The sequence below is a fragment of the Sulfurimonas sp. genome (genome assembly GCF_023228785.1).
Classification (GTDB): domain Bacteria; phylum Campylobacterota; class Campylobacteria; order Campylobacterales; family Sulfurimonadaceae; genus Sulfurimonas.
Window position 1 is genome coordinate 1 of sequence record NZ_JALOAN010000007.1, and the last position, 17,591, is coordinate 17,591.

General features: G+C 34.4%; 20 protein-coding genes. 13 read left to right on the forward strand and 7 right to left on the reverse strand.

Going from position 1 to position 17,591, the window contains the following annotated elements:
* From M0Q24_RS02705 to nosD, 13 genes are all read left to right on the forward strand, one after another.
* On the forward strand, positions 1-676 hold a 676-nt coding region (locus tag M0Q24_RS02705), incomplete at its 5' end, for a cytochrome c (protein ID WP_295046880.1).
* 376 nt (positions 677-1,052) lie between these two features.
* Positions 1,053-1,835, forward strand: a complete 783-nt coding sequence (locus M0Q24_RS02710; protein ID WP_295046882.1) for a cytochrome C — start codon at positions 1,053-1,055, stop codon at positions 1,833-1,835.
* A 19-nt stretch (positions 1,836-1,854) separates the two neighbouring features.
* Complete coding sequence (locus tag M0Q24_RS02715) at positions 1,855-3,072, forward strand: nitrous oxide reductase family maturation protein NosD (RefSeq protein WP_295046885.1); 1,218 nt, start codon at positions 1,855-1,857, stop codon at positions 3,070-3,072.
* Between the two features lie 2 nt (positions 3,073-3,074).
* Entirely contained in the window at positions 3,075-3,815 is a 741-nt protein-coding gene (locus tag M0Q24_RS02720; protein ID WP_295046888.1) for a 4Fe-4S dicluster domain-containing protein, read from the forward strand.
* A gap of 9 nt (positions 3,816-3,824) precedes the next feature.
* Positions 3,825-4,436 (forward strand): hypothetical protein, encoded by a 612-nt coding sequence (locus M0Q24_RS02725; protein WP_295046891.1) that lies wholly within the window; start codon positions 3,825-3,827, stop codon positions 4,434-4,436.
* Positions 4,436-4,939, forward strand: coding sequence for a c-type cytochrome (locus tag M0Q24_RS02730; protein ID WP_295046894.1), 504 nt, complete (start codon positions 4,436-4,438; stop codon positions 4,937-4,939). The genes M0Q24_RS02725 and M0Q24_RS02730 overlap by 1 nt, the downstream gene beginning before the upstream one ends.
* Before the next feature lie 29 nt (positions 4,940-4,968).
* Positions 4,969-5,874, forward strand: coding sequence for a NapH/MauN family ferredoxin-type protein (locus M0Q24_RS02735; RefSeq protein ID WP_295046897.1), 906 nt, complete (start codon positions 4,969-4,971; stop codon positions 5,872-5,874).
* Positions 5,875-5,877: 3 nt separating this feature from the next.
* Positions 5,878-6,516: an ABC transporter ATP-binding protein gene (locus M0Q24_RS02740; RefSeq protein ID WP_295046900.1), complete on the forward strand. Its 639-nt coding sequence runs from the start codon at positions 5,878-5,880 to the stop codon at positions 6,514-6,516.
* Positions 6,503-6,955, forward strand: coding sequence for a hypothetical protein (locus M0Q24_RS02745; protein ID WP_295046903.1), 453 nt, complete (start codon positions 6,503-6,505; stop codon positions 6,953-6,955). The genes M0Q24_RS02740 and M0Q24_RS02745 overlap by 14 nt, the downstream gene beginning before the upstream one ends.
* Positions 6,955-7,782 carry an ABC transporter permease subunit gene (locus M0Q24_RS02750; protein ID WP_295046906.1) on the forward strand — a complete coding sequence of 276 codons (828 nt, stop codon included), beginning with the start codon at positions 6,955-6,957 and terminating at the stop codon, positions 7,780-7,782. The genes M0Q24_RS02745 and M0Q24_RS02750 overlap by 1 nt, the downstream gene beginning before the upstream one ends.
* Before the next feature lie 15 nt (positions 7,783-7,797).
* Positions 7,798-8,268: a nitrous oxide reductase accessory protein NosL gene (locus M0Q24_RS02755; RefSeq protein WP_295046909.1), complete on the forward strand. Its 471-nt coding sequence runs from the start codon at positions 7,798-7,800 to the stop codon at positions 8,266-8,268.
* 1 nt (position 8,269) lies between these two features.
* On the forward strand, positions 8,270-8,794 hold the full coding sequence (locus M0Q24_RS02760) for a PAS domain-containing protein (protein WP_295046912.1): 525 nt from the start codon (positions 8,270-8,272) through the stop codon (positions 8,792-8,794).
* A gap of 15 nt (positions 8,795-8,809) precedes the next feature.
* Positions 8,810-10,018, forward strand: a complete 1,209-nt coding sequence (nosD, locus tag M0Q24_RS02765) for a nitrous oxide reductase family maturation protein NosD (RefSeq protein WP_295046914.1) — start codon at positions 8,810-8,812, stop codon at positions 10,016-10,018.
* A 1-nt stretch (position 10,019) separates the two neighbouring features.
* Here nosD and dsbD read toward each other — a convergent pair whose 3' ends face one another.
* From dsbD to soxB, 7 genes are all read right to left on the reverse strand, one after another.
* On the reverse strand, positions 10,020-11,792 hold the full coding sequence (dsbD, locus tag M0Q24_RS02770; RefSeq protein ID WP_295046917.1) for a protein-disulfide reductase DsbD: 1,773 nt from the start codon (positions 11,790-11,792) through the stop codon (positions 10,020-10,022).
* 67 nt (positions 11,793-11,859) lie between these two features.
* Positions 11,860-12,330, reverse strand: coding sequence for a DsrE family protein (locus M0Q24_RS02775; protein WP_295046920.1), 471 nt, complete (start codon positions 12,328-12,330; stop codon positions 11,860-11,862).
* 241 nt (positions 12,331-12,571) lie between these two features.
* On the reverse strand, positions 12,572-13,006 hold the full coding sequence (locus tag M0Q24_RS02780) for a DsrE family protein (protein WP_295046922.1): 435 nt from the start codon (positions 13,004-13,006) through the stop codon (positions 12,572-12,574).
* A complete protein-coding gene (locus M0Q24_RS02785; protein ID WP_295046925.1) occupies positions 13,003-13,386 on the reverse strand; it encodes a DUF255 domain-containing protein in 384 nt (127 codons plus the stop codon). Before M0Q24_RS02785 ends, M0Q24_RS02780 begins: the two co-directional genes overlap by 4 nt.
* A complete protein-coding gene (locus tag M0Q24_RS02790; RefSeq protein ID WP_295046927.1) occupies positions 13,379-14,284 on the reverse strand; it encodes an MBL fold metallo-hydrolase in 906 nt (301 codons plus the stop codon). Before M0Q24_RS02790 ends, M0Q24_RS02785 begins: the two co-directional genes overlap by 8 nt.
* 52 nt (positions 14,285-14,336) lie before the next feature.
* Positions 14,337-15,809 (reverse strand): OprD family outer membrane porin, encoded by a 1,473-nt coding sequence (locus M0Q24_RS02795; RefSeq protein WP_295046930.1) that lies wholly within the window; start codon positions 15,807-15,809, stop codon positions 14,337-14,339.
* Between the two features lie 9 nt (positions 15,810-15,818).
* A complete protein-coding gene (soxB, locus tag M0Q24_RS02800) occupies positions 15,819-17,591 on the reverse strand; it encodes a thiosulfohydrolase SoxB (RefSeq protein WP_295046933.1) in 1,773 nt (590 codons plus the stop codon).

Consider the following 17,591-nt stretch of genomic DNA (forward strand, 5'->3'; position numbering starts at 1 on the left):
TAAAGATCCGAATAAAAAATATACTTCGGCTCAAAAACTAAAAATGCAAACAATGTCAAATGATCAACTAATCGCTGAATATAAGAAAACTGTTGCAGTAAATGATGCTACAGATGCTGTTATTCAATCGGTTGTTAAGTTCTTAAAAGACAACAAGTTTGACAAACATAAAGTAGTAGCTGATCTTGTAACTGATGCATTCGATCAATACAATCAAATACCTGAACAGAAAAAGCTAGCTGATGCAGCTTATAAAAAAGGTGATTATGAAAAAGCTATCCTTTTTGAAAATATGATTTGGCAACTAATGGTTAAAACTGCTGACGTTGGAATTCGTGCAAAAGACTCACTTGTAAGAGAAATTGCTACTAAACAATCTGCTGCTGCTGCTAGGGGTGAAAGAACTTTTGCTGAAGGTGGTTGTAACGGTTGTCACGTTATTGGTAAAGTATCATCAGGCCCAGATTTAACTGGTGTTCTACAAAGACATGAAAACGCTGAAAAGTGGGTAAGTGACTTTATCTTACATCCAGAAAAAATGTATGAAGAGCCTTATGTTAAGAGCATGATTGATTACTTCAAACTAAGAATGCCTAATCAAAACATGAGTAAAGAAGAAACAAAAGACATTATTGAATACCTGAAATGGGTTGACGACAATGCTAACTTATTCTAAAATCTAAGTCTAAGTTATACTCGCAATAAGGTAGAGGAGACAACTCCTCTACTTCCTATTTTACATCACAAAAATCATTGTAATTCTTAAAACAAAGTTTTGAAATTTCTGCTTTAAAAATGAAATTTGTCACTTTTTAAGAAAAAATGCCTATATCATAAATTTCTTTAAATTTCCTTGACTTATATCAAAGTATTGATTATAATTTTGTTGTTTTTGTTATAGCTTATACGTATAATAAAATTCATAAATTATTATATTTATCCATATTATTGACTTATATCTATGATAAGTTAAAATATTTTTAGCTATAATAAAAATTATATAATTATAGATTTTAAAAGTCTAGAATTATTTTCACTCTTAAGGATAACACATGCACACAAGTTTAAAAAAAGCAAGAATCTTTGCTCTTTTAGCTTTACTTATTTTAACTATCTCGTTTACATTTCCGATGATAGCTTTTAATGGAGTTTTAACACAGATAGACAATCACAAGGGAGATGAAATATCATCTTTTAGTGCCAAAGTATGGAATCTTTACAATCAAGGAAGATATAAAAGTATCTCTACCCCTAAAGATGCTCATAATGATTTAGAAAAAATGATAACTGCCTCATCAGAAATTGGTGTAGCATCACTTCCAATTTGGGCGGTTTCACTAGAAGCTCCTAACTATCCAAAAGAAGCTTTTCCTGAAGGTATTCCTGTCTTTTTCCACTTCGATGGATTTAGTGGAGAAGTTCATGAAATGAACACAATCAATCACTATGTTGGGATGGATCCTATGTGGATTGGTGGTGTTTTTGAAAGAGAGATTGGCATCTATGCATTACTTTTACTTTCACTTTTCATGATCTACTTCATAGCTTATAACAACAAGTATTTAAACTATGTGATGCTTATTCCTGCATCGTTACCTATACTTTTTGTAGCTGACTATTCTTATTGGTTATACTGGTTTGGACACAATTTACATGACTGGGGAGCTTTTAAGATTAAACCTTTTATGCCAACAGTTTTTGGAGATGGTAAAATAGCACAGTTTACGACTCACTCATATCCGACTATCGGTTTTTATATGATAGTTCTTATAGGTTTACTTAGCCTCTTAGCATTTTTTGCAAAACAAAAAGCACTAAATGAGACACAAGCGTAAATAAAATTTAGGGTTTAACATGTTTAAAATAATCTTTACTGTTTCTTTTTTTATCACTGGGCTTTTTGGAGCAAATACTCTTCAAAAAGCTATAGATGATGCACCACACGGCTCTATTATAAAACTTAGTGCTGGTGTTTATAAAGGAAATATAATCATCAATAAACCTATCACTATTATAGGAATAGAAGATGGTGTTACTATTGATGGAGAAGGTTCTGGAACTGTTGTAAGTGTAAACAGTTCATATGTAACTCTTAAAAACCTAAAGATAGTAGGTAGTGGTGACAGACATGACAAGATCGATTCAGCTATAACTGTTATTGATGCAAAACATTGTGAAATTAGTGACTGCGTTATTGAAGATTGTCTTTTTGGTATAGATATGCAAATGGTTAGAAACTCCATTGTATCTAACAACACTATTACGTCAAAAGATTTAGATTTAGGAGTTCGTGGTGATGGACTTAGACTTTGGTATTCAAATGACAATATCGTCAAGAAAAACTCTCTTATAAAGTCAAGAGATATGGTTATTTGGTACTCTCACGGAAATGAAATTGTAGATAATTATGGAGAGTATTGTAGATACTCTCTACATTTTATGTACGCTGGTAAAAATTTAGTAAAAAACAATACATATAAGTTTAATAGTGTTGGTATATTTTTCATGTATTCAAAAGATACTGTAGCTATAGGAAACAGTGTACAAAGCTCTTTAGGAGCAACTGGTATGGGCATAGGACTTAAAGATGTCTCAAACTTTACAATCAAAGACAACACAATCATCTATTGTGCGCAAGGGCTTTATATAGATAGATCTCCATTTGAGCCAGAGACTAACAACTGGATTACAGGAAATAAAATTTTATATAATTCTGAGGCTATACATTTTCATTCACTTAGTGAGAACAACATCATAAGTGATAATGTCATTATGGGAAACATTGAAGATGTTATAAACGATAGCAGAGGAAGTAAAACATATGTAAATGAGATAGTAGGCAATTACTGGGATAACTATATAGGATTTGATAGAGATGGAGATAATGTCGGAGATACTCCACATAAAGTCTATCAATATGCAGATCAAATGTGGATCTACAATCCAAATGTAAAGTTTTTTTATGGCTCTCCTGTTATCTCTTTGCTAAATTTTTTAGCAAAATTAGCACCATTTACTAAACCACTTTTTTTACTTGAAGATGAGAAACCAACAGTTAGGATTAAAGGATAGAGATGCAAAAAGTACAAACAGATAGAAGAGAGTTTATAAAATACTCCGCACTTGGGGTACTAGGACTTGCTCTTGGTGGTGGGATGATCTTTAGCCCATACGCTCTAAGAGCAGAAAATAGACTAAGACCCCCTGGAGCTGTAGATGAGAAAAAGTTTCTAGCTCTATGCATAAAGTGTGGGCAGTGTCTTCAAGTTTGCCCATATCACTCTATTAAGTTAGCTGATATTGCTCATGGACATGGAGTTGGAACACCTTATATAGATGCAAACGAGAGAGGTTGCTGGGCTTGTAGCGCTGTACCTTGTGTTTTAGCCTGCCCAACTGGAGCACTGGATCATGGTTGTGAAAAACCTGAAGATATACATATGGGTATAGCAGTACTAGAGCATCCAAATACCTGTATCGCTATGAAAAACATTCCGATTCCTGCTGGTTATACTGATAGAATGAGTAAGTTTAATGACTCAGTTGTAAACTTACACGAGCTTGAAGTTGAGCTTTTAGAGAAATTTTCACAGTTTGAGGGCAAACAATGTACTCTTTGTGCAGATATGTGTCCTATTCCAAATCCACTTAGTGCTATAGCTATGGTACCAGATGGAGGCGGTGGAAATCGTCCTGAAATTTATGATGGTTGTATTGGATGTGGAGCTTGTCAAGAAGTTTGCCCTACATCAGTTCCATCTATTGTGATTAAACCGAGAGTTACTTATGAAGAATATTACGCAAGTAAAAAATAGGAGAGAGTTATGAGGATATCTAAAATTAAAATATTGACATCTGCTTTAGTGTTTATGGTTACATTTACTGCTTGTAGTGATAGTGCTGATAAAAAAGAAGCTAAAGAGCAGTCAAAATCAAATGCGACACCAAAGATAGAAGTAGTTCAAAATAGTGATGCTCATGCTGTTAAAGTGGCACAAAAAGATAGTGATGAGTCTCAGAGTAAATCTTACTACTATGACTATAATATCAAGAGCGAGTATGACCCAAACTCTATTCCTGCTAATGAAGATGCGGCAGTTAGAAGAAAACCTAGAACAAATCTAGAGGCAAATATGCATGTAAGAAGTCCATATGAAAAAATAGAGATATCTATGATGGTAAAAAAACTCTCTAAAGAGTTTATAGTGAAGTGTTCTGCTTGTCATGATAACTATGCAAATGGAATCATCGGTCCATCACTCTTAGGGAAAGATAGTGGTTACATTTACGACAAAATTGTAGCTTTTAAAACTGGTAAAAAATCAAATCCACTAATGAATGATCTTGTGAAAATGATGAGTGATGAAGATATTAAAAGATTGGCTCAAGAGATATTTGAGTTTAACAAAGAGATAACAAAAATGAGGAACAGATAGTGAAAAATATAGTAGTAGGTGTTTTAACACTTTTTATAGTTGGTTTAATGGTTTTTACTGCGATGGATGATGCAGTTTTTCATGGTGGACATCAAGCAAAAGTTATTGAAGACTTTGGCGATGGAAGCAACCAAAAAGTTGCAGCAATAGCGCAAGTTGAAGAAAAATCAGATAGAGAAAAAGAAGATGAAGAGCTAAAAGCACTAAGAGACAAAGCTGGAAATGCTGGAGCATTTAAAGTTAGTAACGAGTACAAAAGTAAGTGTTCTTCTTGTCACGGAGTAAATGGTTCAGGCTTTCAAAATGGAAAAGCTATGATGGGACCACCAATCTTTGGACAAAGTGAAGAAGAGATCTACACAAGTTTAGTTGACTTTAAAGCTGGTAGAAAAGAAAACATGGTCATGAAAGGCTTATTAATGCATCTTGAAGATGAAGATCTAAAAAGATTTGCAAAAGAAATTGGAGAGTTTCCAGCAAGAGCAAAAGAAGAGCAAAACTAAAAATGTTTAGCATGAAGGGGAGTATTTAAATGGATAAATATAACAATAGAGAAACCATCAAAAAATCAAGCTTTTTCTCTACATTTTTTGATACTACAAGAGATGGAAAAAGAATTTTTAGTTATAGAATGAAGAGATGGGTAGTTGTTATTGCTGTGCATCTCCTTTTCTTCTTGTCATTTTTTATTGACTTGCAGATGCTAGAAGGTACGCTAAGCGGCTCAAGATTTTTGGGTTTTCATATGATAGATCTCTTTACTACTATGCAACTTTTCTTAGCTACACATGAGTTACCAGTAAATGTAATAATTGGTATCACAACTATTGTTTTAGTATATCTACTACTAGGTGGTAGAAGCTACTGTGCATGGGTCTGTCCTTATGGAATTATTAGTGAGATTGGCGAAAAATGGCACAACACACTAGTTAGTAAAAAGATCATTAAAGAGAGAAAGTTTGACCATAGAGTTAGACATATCTTTTGGGCTATGTTTTTAATTCTATCTTTTACAAGTGGTTACTTAGTTTTCGAAACTTTTAATGTAGTTGGAATACTCAGTAGAATGATTGTTTATGGTTGGTCATTAGCATTTTTTTGGGTAGTTGTTGTTTTTGCCATAGAAGTTTTTTACTCTCGCCGTGCTTGGTGTACTTACATCTGTCCAATAGGTACTACTTATGGATATATCGGTAAGATCTCTGCTCTTAGAGTTGAATGGAATGATAACTGTGACCACTGTATGGTTTGTAGCGATGTATGTTTTGAAAATCAAGTTTTAGAGATTACAAAAGCAAAATACGACAAACAAAGAGAAGAAAAAGGTATCACAAGAGAGTATATAACTGGTGCTGATTGTACACTTTGTGGTAGATGTATTGATGTATGTCATGCAGATGCACTAAAGTTTGACTTCAGACTAAAAAATTTGGTGTAAATCATGATTAAAATAGAAAATCTAACAAAAAAATTTGGTGCTCACATCTCACTAGACAGTGTGAGCTGTGAGTTTAACAAAAATGAGTCTATAGCACTTATGGGTGCAAATGGAGCTGGAAAGACTACTCTTATCCGCTCTATTTTAGGTTACTACCACGCTGATGCTGGAAGCGTCTCTATTAACGGGCGTGATCCTATAAAACACAGAGTTGAAGTTTTAAAAGAGATAAGTTTCGTTCCACAACTTCCTCCTCCTATCAAGTTAAATATTGAAGAACTTATGCACTATATCTCTATAAGTGCAAATGTAGATAAAGACAAAATCATGCATTATGCAAATGAAATGAAATTAGATCTTGCTACAAATATGAAAAAATCTTTTTTCAAACTTAGTGGTGGAATGAAACAGAAGTTGCTTATAGCTATATCTTTGGCAAAAAAGAGTGATATTATCATCTATGATGAGCCTACTGCAAACTTAGACCCTAAAGCTAGGGATGACTTTTATAGACTATTAAAACAAAATGAAGATGAAAAAGTTCTTCTTTTTGTAACACATAGACTAGAAGAAGTAAAAGATCTTGTTAATCGTCAGATTTATATGGATCTAGGAAAAGTGGTTTCGGATGAAAAGTTTTAATCTTTTAATCATCTTTGCTTTAAGCTTTTTTACTGCTTGTAATTCTACTCAAAGTTCTAGTGCCAAAGAGCCAAAGAGTAAAAGTAGAGTATGTCCAAAATGTCATATGGAAGTAGATAAGAGTAATAAGCATAGTGCATCACTTGCAAAAAATGATAACATATATTATTTTGATGATATAGGATGTCTTGTCTTGTGGAGTAATGAAAATAAGTTAGATGCAAAGAGTGCAAAAGTCTTTACAAAAGACTCAGCTCGCTATATAGATGCAACACAAGCACACTACAAGATAGGAGAAAAAACTCCAATGTCTTATGGCTTTGTTGCCTTTGAAGATAGTGCAGAAGAGACAATAGACTTTGATGAAGTTAGCATCAAAATGTTAAGAGGTGAGCATATGGCAAATCCAAAAATTAGAAAACAGATACTAGGATACTAATGAAAAATTTATACTTAATCGCATATTTGGACCTAAAAGAGTCCCTTAGAGCTAAATGGTTTGTAGTTTACTCTCTTGTGTTTGGAGGGCTTATTGCTCTGTTTTTTATAGCAGGAGTTACAGAGTCACAAGTTATGGGCTTTAGTGGTCTTAGCAGACTTCTTCTTATGTATATACAGATAACAATAGTTATTCTGCCTATATTTATCCTCATAACCACAGTTAGATCTATCTCTGGAGATAGAGACAATCACATCTTAGAGTATATGCTCTCTTTTCCAATATCTTTAAAACAATACTATTGGGGCAAGATAATAGGTCGTTTTATTACTGTTTATCTTCCTGTTTTATTTGCTATGGTTATTGCAATTATATATGGTGCATTTAAGGGTGCAGATATTCCTTGGAATATCTTCTTTTTATATACAGGGCTTCTTTTTGCTATGAGTAGTGCATTTTTAGGTATAGCTTTTTTTATATCTTCATTTGTAAAGTCTAGTGAAGTAGCTCTTGGAATTGCGTTTTTTATCTGGATATTTCTACTCGCTTTTATAGATATTGCACTTATCTCACTTATGATGCAAAACAGATTTAATGAGGAGCTTATCATCTTTATAGCTATGATAAATCCTATGGAGATCTTTCGCGTAGCTGCTATCTCGCTTTTTGACCCTGAGCTTACAGTTATGGGACCTGTTGCATTTTATATACTTGACTCTATGTGCCAAGGTATTTTTGTTTTAGTCTCCATTGCTTATCCTCTCTTTATTGGGTTGTTATTTGCATTTTTAGGTTACAAGATATTTGAGAAAAAAGATTTAGTTTAATTTTAGGAGGTCAAAGTGATAAAAATATTTATAGCAGTAGTACTACTATCTAGTGTATTGTTCTCTTATGAGATGGACTATACAAAAGATACTGAGGGATTAGTAAAAGGGATGAAAGTTCATAAAGCCCCTAATTGGGTGGCTAAGATAGAACTGACAAATGGTAAAAAAGTATTTTTTGTGAGCCCAAAGGCGATGATAGAGTTTTATCATCATCCGGGGAAGTGGTTTGATGTAGGTGTAAAAAGTGAAGATGATATGAAAGATGTTATAGTAACAGATTTTACAACCTTAAAACCAATAAATGCTAGAGGCGCTTTTTATGTTTATGGCTCAAATATGGTTTCACCTATTGGCGATGATTTACCAGCTTTTGCAACATATGATGCTGCCGCTGATTATTCTAAAAAACATAATGGCAAGAGAATTTTAAACTTTAAAGAGATTCCAGAAGCACTTATAAAACTTTTAAATGGAAGGATATAAAATGACTAAACCAACTCCAAGAGATGAAGAAATTCCTTTAGATCCAAAAAGATATATTGTAAGTGAAACTGATTCAAAAGGTAAGATTACATATTGCAATGACTACTTTAAAGAAGTCTCAGGTTATACAGAAGAAGAACTTATAGGTTCACCTCATAATATCGTTCGCCACCCTGATATGCCACGCGTAGTTTTTAAACTTCTTTGGGAGACAATATCTAAGGGAAAAAACATCAATGCTGTTGTGAAAAATCTTGCAAAAGATGGAAGATACTACTGGATCTTTACAGAGTTTGAGATAAGAAAAAATACAGATACTGGTGAGATCATTGGTTACCATGCTTCAAGAAAAACAATCTCAAAATATGTAATAGAGATCATAGCCGATCTTTATGCAAAACTTTTAGAAATAGAAAAACAAGATGGTGTTGAAGCATCTCAGGAATATCTTGTAAAGTTTTTAAAAGAAAAAGGTGACAATGTTGAATTTGCAAACATTATGGAAGAGATCCATAGGTTCTACTAGAAGTTATAAGCATAGATGAGAAAATTTTTACTCTTTTTACTTTTCATCTATACTCTTAATGCAAGCTCTCTTCAAGAGGCGATAGATAAAGCTCCTGTTGGTGCAACACTAAAACTATATAGCGGTGTTTATAGTGGTAACATCATAATTACTAAACCATTAACCATAGTTGGCGTTGAAGATGGCGTCATTATTGATGGTGGTAATGTTGGAAGTGTAATAACCATAAAAAGCTCAAATGTTAGCCTTAGCAAACTTATTATCCAAAATAGTGGCTCTCTTATGTACTCACTCGATAGTGGTATAAAAATAGAAAAAGCAAAAAATATCAACATATCAAATTGCAAAATTTTAGACTCTTTATATGGCATAGATATGTATATGGTGCAAAATTCTACTATCAAAGAAAACTTCATAAGTTCAAAAGATTTTGATATAGCCTTAAGAGGAGATGCCCTAAAAATCTGGCACTCTAATAACAATCTTATCACTAAAAACACTATCACTAAAACAAGAGATATAAATCTAAACTACTCTCACGACAACATAATTTTAAATAATAATATAACCAACTCAAGGTTTGCTCTAAAAATAGCTCACAGTAAAAACACTCTTATAGAAAAAAATATATTTAAATATAACTCTGTATCTATAATAATGATGATGAATGAAAATTCCAAGATCATAAGCAACTCCATACTAAGTTCAAATGGAGCTGCTGGTATAGGAGTTATACTTCAACAAGGCTCAACTATCTTTGACTCAAATAAACTCAGATACAACGCTAAAGCTATCTACATAGACTCAAATCCAAATGAGCAATCTATAAAAAGATATATTACAAACAACGATATCTCCTACAATAAAGAAGCTATAGGTTTTCACATGACCATCAGACAAAATAAAATCACTAATAATGTCTTTGAAGGAAATATAGATGATATTGTAAAAAATACAGCTGGATATAAAACTATGCTAAATGTAGTGGAGTATAACTACTGGGATAGATATGCAGGTTTTGATACAGATGGTGACAATATCGGAGATAACTCATTTTTAATTTATCAATACGCAGATAGACTTTGGCACTATAACAATAAAGTAAAATTTTTTTATGGTGCTCCCATTATGAGTATGTTAAACTTTTTAGCTCAAGTTGCACCTTTTATAGAACCCATTATGCTTCTAGAAGATACAAAACCTCTAGTTGAGAGGCTTAAGTAAGTTATATTTGATTTAAGTGTGCTAAAAACTCATCAGGTCCAACAAAACCAATAATAGTTTTAGAGCTTATAATGTTTGACGAAGCATCAAAAAATATAAGTGCTGGAGGTCCAAAGACTCCATATTTTTTACTCAAAGCTTTTTGTTCTTTAGAATTTTCTGTAATATCTGCTTTTATAAAAACAAACTCACTAAGCTTTGCCTGTACCCCTGCATCTGCAAAAGTAACAGCATCTAACTCTTTACAAGATACACACCACGAAGCATAAAAATCAAGCATAATTTTTTTGCCCTTGTGTTTAACTAAAAGCTCATCTAGTTCAGCTATAGACTTTACTGTTGTGTAGTCTAGATCTTTAGTCTCTACTTGTGTTGTACTTGCTGCACTTTGTAAAAATGAAAGAGGCTTAATCATACTAGTAGATCCTCCAAGCGCTCCAATAAGCAGTGCCGTGAAGTATATAAAAGATATAAGGGCTACACTTCTCTTAAAGATATGAGTCTCTCTCTCAAACGCTCCTAAGTAGATGGCAAAGCCGATACCAAGCATCGCATAAAGAAGCATAGTTACATATGTATCTACCACACGTTCTAGCATCCAAACTGCAACAAAGAGCATCATAACACCAAAGATAGCTGAGACCATAGTCATCCACTCTCCAGGTTTTGGCATAAACTTTCCTGCACTAACCCCAACTGCGATAAGTGGAATCCCCATACCGATACTCATAAAAAATAGAGCCAAACCACCAAGAACAGCATCTCCTGTTTGACCAATATATACTAGTGCACCAGCGAGTGGAGCTGCTACACATGGACCGACTATAAGAGCCGATAAAAATCCCATTATAGCAACACCGACATAGCCACCTCTGTTGCTATTTTTACTCACCTTTGCGACTAAAGAATCGGGAAGTTTTAACTCATAAAATCCAAACATACTAAAAGCTAAGACAACAAAAACCCCTGCAAACGAATAGATTACCCATGGAGTTTGAAGTGCGGCTTGAAGGTTTGCACCAAAAAGACCTGCCAAAACACCAGCAATAGTATACGCAACTGCCATAGCAAGAACATAAACAACTGATAAGCCAAAAGCTCTTTTAGTAGTAATCCCCTCGCCTTGAGAGATGATAACTCCAGAGATGATAGGAATCATAGGAAAGACACAAGGAGTAAGAGCTAAGAGAAGTCCAAATCCTAAAAATGTTAAAAGTACAAGTGTGATATTTCCAGACTTTATAGTGTTTGCTATAGCATCTGTTTCTGAGACACTCTCTTCTTTAGGTGCTACTTCAAAACTTTTTTGTACATCTTTAGTTACGACATCACTTTTAGCTGTAGATGCAAGTTCAAGCTTACTTGTATCTACTTCAAAACTAAAAGTCTCACTTAGTGGCTCATAACAAAGGCCTTGTTCAGAACAGCCTTGATATGAGAGTACAAACTCAATGTTTTGCATCCCACTAATTTGACTATCTTTTTGCAAAGTAATTATAAATGTAGGAGACTCTAAGTAGACCATCTCTTCATGATGCTCTACACTCTTTGGTTTTTCAACTTTTGCTATAGAGACACCACTGCCCTTTTTTACCTCTATTTTTAACTGCTCGGCATAGAGATATATTTCTTTAGCTATCTCTACAGTAGCTTCTATCTGCATTGAAGCGTTTATAGTAGCCTTTGGTTTAAAAGCCTCATCTGGCATCATAAACTTCGAAGCACCAAAGAGAGTGATGCTTAGAGTTAAAAGTAAAACAAGAAGTTTTTTCATATAGTCACACCTATTTTTAGGATAATTATAGCCAATAAAGATTTCTTATCTATTATCTTTTACTTGATTATTTGTCTTCAACAAGAAGAAAAGCATAGCCTCTATTTTGCTTATCTATTAACGCTATAGTAGAAGTTGGAACTATCTTTACAAAACTAAGCATATCTTTATCTTCAAGCCCATTTTTAGTCATTCCAGTTTTACAAGCAAAAAACTCAACATTATAAGTGCTCTCAAGAGATTTTATTCTAGTATGAAACTCTTTGTACTTACTCAAGAGTTCTTTATCAACCTTGTATTTTGTCTTACTTGGATCATTTACAAAGAACCTATAAGCACTTCCATGTACTACAACTGCTACTTCTAACTCTTGAAGTTGGCTCTCATAATAATTTTTATTTACAACGATAGCCTTTAGTATTCTTTTTTCAAAAGTCTCTATATTTCCAGCAGTAAGATCTATAACCAGCTTTGGAGTTATATCCTCAGCACTACTTAAACCAACTAATAGCATCAATGCTAAAACTATTTTTTTCATATTTTCTTTCCTTTATTTATTTTAGTATAAATTGAACCCTCTGATTAATCCATAAACTAGATTCCGTGTCAAGCACGGAATGACGGTGGAGACGTCATCCTGAAACGGTGGGGGTGTCATCCTGAAACAGTGGAGACGTCATCCTGAACTTGATTCAGGATCTAGTTCGCTAATTGTTCAGAGCATTCAATTGTTCAGAGCATTCAATTGTTCAGAGCATTCAATTGAATGCTTCAAATAATTAGGGAACTATATTTACCCAACCTTCTTTAACCCTCTCTGCAATCTCAACTATCCCAGCAGTAACTATCTCACTACCATGGACAAGCTCACTCTCATCTATCTTTTTTGTAGTCATTGTATTTCCACAAGCTACAAACTCAACATCAAGAAGCATCAAAGCTCTCACTCTTAGAGCTATATCTTTATGAACACTTTGTAGGGCTTTGATTCCATGATAATAAGCTATTATTCTCATCTGAACATTATCAGATCCATAAAACTTTAAAACGTTGTTGGCACTACTTAGTACATGATGAATCTCTGCATCATCTGCACTCTTGATTGAGAAGACTATTTGTCTTGGATTGTCAAAAGATGGCTTTGGCTGGGCAAACTTTGTCTCAGCTGTGAGTATCGCACACAAGAGTAAAATTAAAGTAAAATATCTTCTCATTTAATATCCTTTGTTAGTGATTTAAAGTCTTCTATATTCCACGAACCAGGAATTTTCTTTTTTATATTGTCATTTATATCTATGAAAAAGAAAGAAGGGGTAAAACTAACTTTTATCCCGAGTGGAGGTGAATCGCTATCGAGATTTATTTTAACAGGGATAAATCTCTCATTTATCCACTTACCCATCTCTTCATCATCAAAAACATCTCTTTGCATATCGCTACAGTAATGACAATTGCTTCGCATAACTTCAAGCATTATAAGCTTTTTACTATCTTTTTGGAGGACTTTTGCTTCTTCATAGCTTTTAAATTCTAGCGCATCTAAAGTAAAGTAAAAAAAGATTAGAAAAAGAGCTACAAACTTTATACTACTCATCACCCCACTCCAAAGTTCTATACGCAGTCTCAACATTTATAGTATGCATCTCTTTATATAATTTTAAATCTTCAAACTCACTCATATGAGAATTAGTAAGTGTATCTGTAATATCTCGCCCTTCATCAATAGACTCTAACACAAACTCTTTAAGAGCTTCAAGATATCTCTTTGTGATCTTTGTACTATCTCTTGTGTATATATTCCCATGTCCACCGATGATATACTTGCTATTTTTTGCCTCTATCTCATCTAAGACATCAATCCAGTTATTTATATTTCCTCCGCGAAGAGACATTATCCTCTCATTAAAGACTAAATCACCTGCAAATACAACGCTTTGTGATGGTATGTAAATTATCATATCATTGTCTGTATGAATAGTTTTATCAAAACTTGTTAGTTCTACTTTAACACCTTCAAGTTCAAGAGTTTGCACCCCTTCTATATGCTTTGTAGGAAAAACTTCTTCGGTCTTATCAAAAGCTTCTTTAGAGATGTATTGTTGCATCCTAATTGGAGTTGCGTTGGGTGTATTTGCAAATATTTTAGCACCTATGATAGTTGCACCATTTTCTTTGTAGTATCCATTTCCAAGCCAATGGTCATCATGGATATGAGTATTTATAACAAAAGAGACTTCTTGATTTTTGATTTTTTTCATCGCCTTATGTGTATCTCGCGCATACTTATAGCTAGGTCCGCTATCTATTACTAGATAACTCTTGCCCAGATCTACAAAGCAAGAGTTACTTATATCACCGTTGTTGTGTGTGTCCATTATCTGGGGCTTGCCAAAAAAACAGTAGATCTGACTGTTTATCTTTTTTGGCTCAAGATTATATTCAAAGGAGAAAAGAGAATGAAAAGCTAACGCTATTAACAGTAATGACTTCATACACACAACCTTTTAGTAATATTTTCTATATGGAGCTTTGTGCTCCATATTTTTAAAACAAGTAGTTAACTTCAAAACGATACTCATTATATGAGTCTTCATCTTTACCGCTAACTCTGCTATCAGCAGTAACTATCCCTAAACGAAATTTAGCATCTAGTTGAGGCGTGATTTGCTGTTTTAAATCCATGTGAAAAATTGATAAGTCAGCTTGTCCACCGCCATTACCTTGTTTTTTCTCATCAGAATCTTGAATAGCATAACGAGCCATAGCAGTAAAACCGTCTAATATGTTTGCTTTGCCAAAGTCATACTTTGCTTCAACCATCATAGTCTCAGCATTTGCTCTCCAGTTTACTTGTGCCATTGCACGAGTATATCCACCAGTTGGGAATCCACGCCAAGGGGCAACGATATCAGCCTTATCTTCTACTTTTGAGTATCCTACAAGCCCTTTAAATGCTCCAACAGATGCCACTAAACGAGCCATCCAAAGAGAAGCATCTAGAGAATCTCCACTCTTATAACCATTTGTTCTAGCATTAGCAGCATTTATTTTACCACTTAGAGCTGCTCCACCAACCTTTCCAGCCCCATCATCAAACTGCTTCATATAACGAACACCCGGAGTAATTGTCACACCGCCAACAGGTATAGCATAGTTTAACTCTCCAATAAGGCTTGAGACCATATCTGGAACTGCTGTATATGTCGCATCTACCTTAAGGTTTGGTATGGACTTGTTACTCGCTGCTACAACTATAAGCTCATTATCAACATCTTTTCCTGAATCTTGTAGTCTTTTATATGTTAGACCTTTATGCACACCAGAATCATCATTGTTGTTCCAGTTTGAAGTTCCATCATTAAATGTTAAAACATCATGAAAGGTAGTATGATCACGAAGTTTTTGAGCTGTGAAATATGCAGCTTTTAGAGTTGTATCTGGTAGATCTTTTGATTCAACACTCACACCCTCAAAAGTATTTGGGATCATCTTAGTGTCATTAGATGCAGTTAGTGCAGACTCAAAAGTGTGACGACCAAGTTTAAAGTCTGTTTTTGAGATGTTGTATTGTAGGTATGCTTGGGCTAAAACTGCCATCTCCCAATCGCCATCTTTATCAACATTGTATCTACTAAATGTATCTTTCCCTGATTTCACTTCACCCACGCTATTGTTACTTTGTCTCCAGTTAGAGATTGGACTGTTTGAGTAGTAGAGTCCTGCAGTAGCACTAATACCATAGAGTGGAGCAGTTTTATATAAAATACTACCACCTGCACCAAAAGCTTTGTTATCTTGATCTTTATCTTTCCAGTCCCATCTAAAAGCGTTAGCTCTTAGTCGACCATAAAAAACACCCTCAGTAAAAGCAGCACCTAGATTATCTACACTCTTTGGAAGTGTGTTATAAACTTCTTGCATATTGCCCTTTAGACTTCTCTTTGGTTTTGCATCATCTGCACTTACACTCGCTGCACAAACAAGTGCTGCAATTAGGCTTATTTTTAATATTTTCATCTTTTTCCTTTACAAGTTATTTTTTTGTGAACCCTTAGTCGGGCACCCACAATCATAGTCTAGTAAAACAACATTTCCCTCGTTGCTTACATCCACCACCTTTTTATCTTTAATATAATCACGAACCACATCATACACTGGTCTGATTTTATCTTTTTGAAGATTTTGTCCTGCATTTTGCAAGTTTCCGCCCCATGATGAGACAATGTATATTTTATCTAAAACAATGGCTTCTCCGCCAACTTTTAGACTAGATATTCGCTCGCCAGCCTTATTACCTACAGCTATGCTATATGTAACTCCACCTAAACGACTCATATCTCCTCCTTGTTGATAGAGAGGATTTGCATTAAAAACATTGTCAGCTATATCTTCTAAAAGCTTTGCAATATTTTCACCCTTTAGCTCAAAAGTATATACATCAGGGTAAGTAACCGCACACATCTCATAGACATTGTCCATAGTAATATCTTCGCCTGCTAAGACTGTAGTTCCCCATCTATATCCTGGAGTAAAAGAGATATCACATTTCATTTCATCCATGATAGCATCGTTTATAAGTTGATCAAAAGTTGAGAAAAACGTATCTCTCTTATATAGAGTGTTTTTAGTTTTACCTAAAACTTCATTCATCTCATCAGCATAAGGAGCATAAAGTTCTTCTACAAGCTTCACACCTTCTGGATCTGCTGGAATTAGATTAGATGCTATTGGCACAAGTTTATACTCATAACCATGGACTTTTCCATCTTTTGCATCTATATCTAGGCGACCAACATATTTACCATGGCTACCAGCTATAACAATTACTGTACCATCTATTACTATAGGTTTTGGCGATGGATCATGTGTATGTCCACTAAGAATGAAGTCGATGCCATGAACCATACGAGCTAGTTCTTGATCAACGCTAAAACCATCATGAGAGAGGACAACAACACAATCAACTTTGTGCTCACCTCTTAACTCATCTACATACTTTTGAAGAGTCTCCGGTCTGATGCCAAAACTCCACCCCTCTGTAAACTCTCTAGGATTAGCAGTTGAAGTAAATGGAAAAGATTGTCCTATGATTCCAATCTTAGCTCCACCTCTTTGCTCAATTGTATAAGGCTCAAAAATCAACTCCTCATACTCATCAGCAAATGGGTCATTTCCTACTATATTTTGAGAGATAAACTTAGCATCTAGCATCTCTATGAGCTCTTTTACCCTCTCTTTACCATAAGTAAATTCCCAGTGTCCAACCATCACATCTACACCTAAGTAGTTTTGAGCTTTTACTATCGCCTCGCCTCTTGTCTTTAGTGCTACACCTGTTCCTTGCCATGTATCTCCAGAGTCTAAAAAGAGAACATTCTCAGCCCCTCTCTCTTTTCTTACATGATCTAGGTAGGTTTTCATATGAGCTACTCCGCCCATCTTTCCAAACTTCTTAGCTAAAGTCTCAAAATCTATATGCGTATCAAAGTAAGCATCTAAACTACTAGGCTCTAGTCCATAGTGTTTTGCAAAAGCTTCACCACATAAAAAACCAGGAGTTCCCACAAGATTTGGAGCAGAGATTAAAGTAGATGGCTCTCTCCAATATAGTGGCTTTAAATGCGCATGAATATCACACATATGCAAAAGAGTAAAGTTTCCAGTTGCCTTAAAATCATAAATATCTTTTAGTGATATCTGTGCAGGAGTTCTAACGCCACTTTTAGAACATCCAACACTAACCGCACCTAGCCCAAAGATAGCAGCTATGTGCATAAAATCTCTTCTTGAAATTTCCAT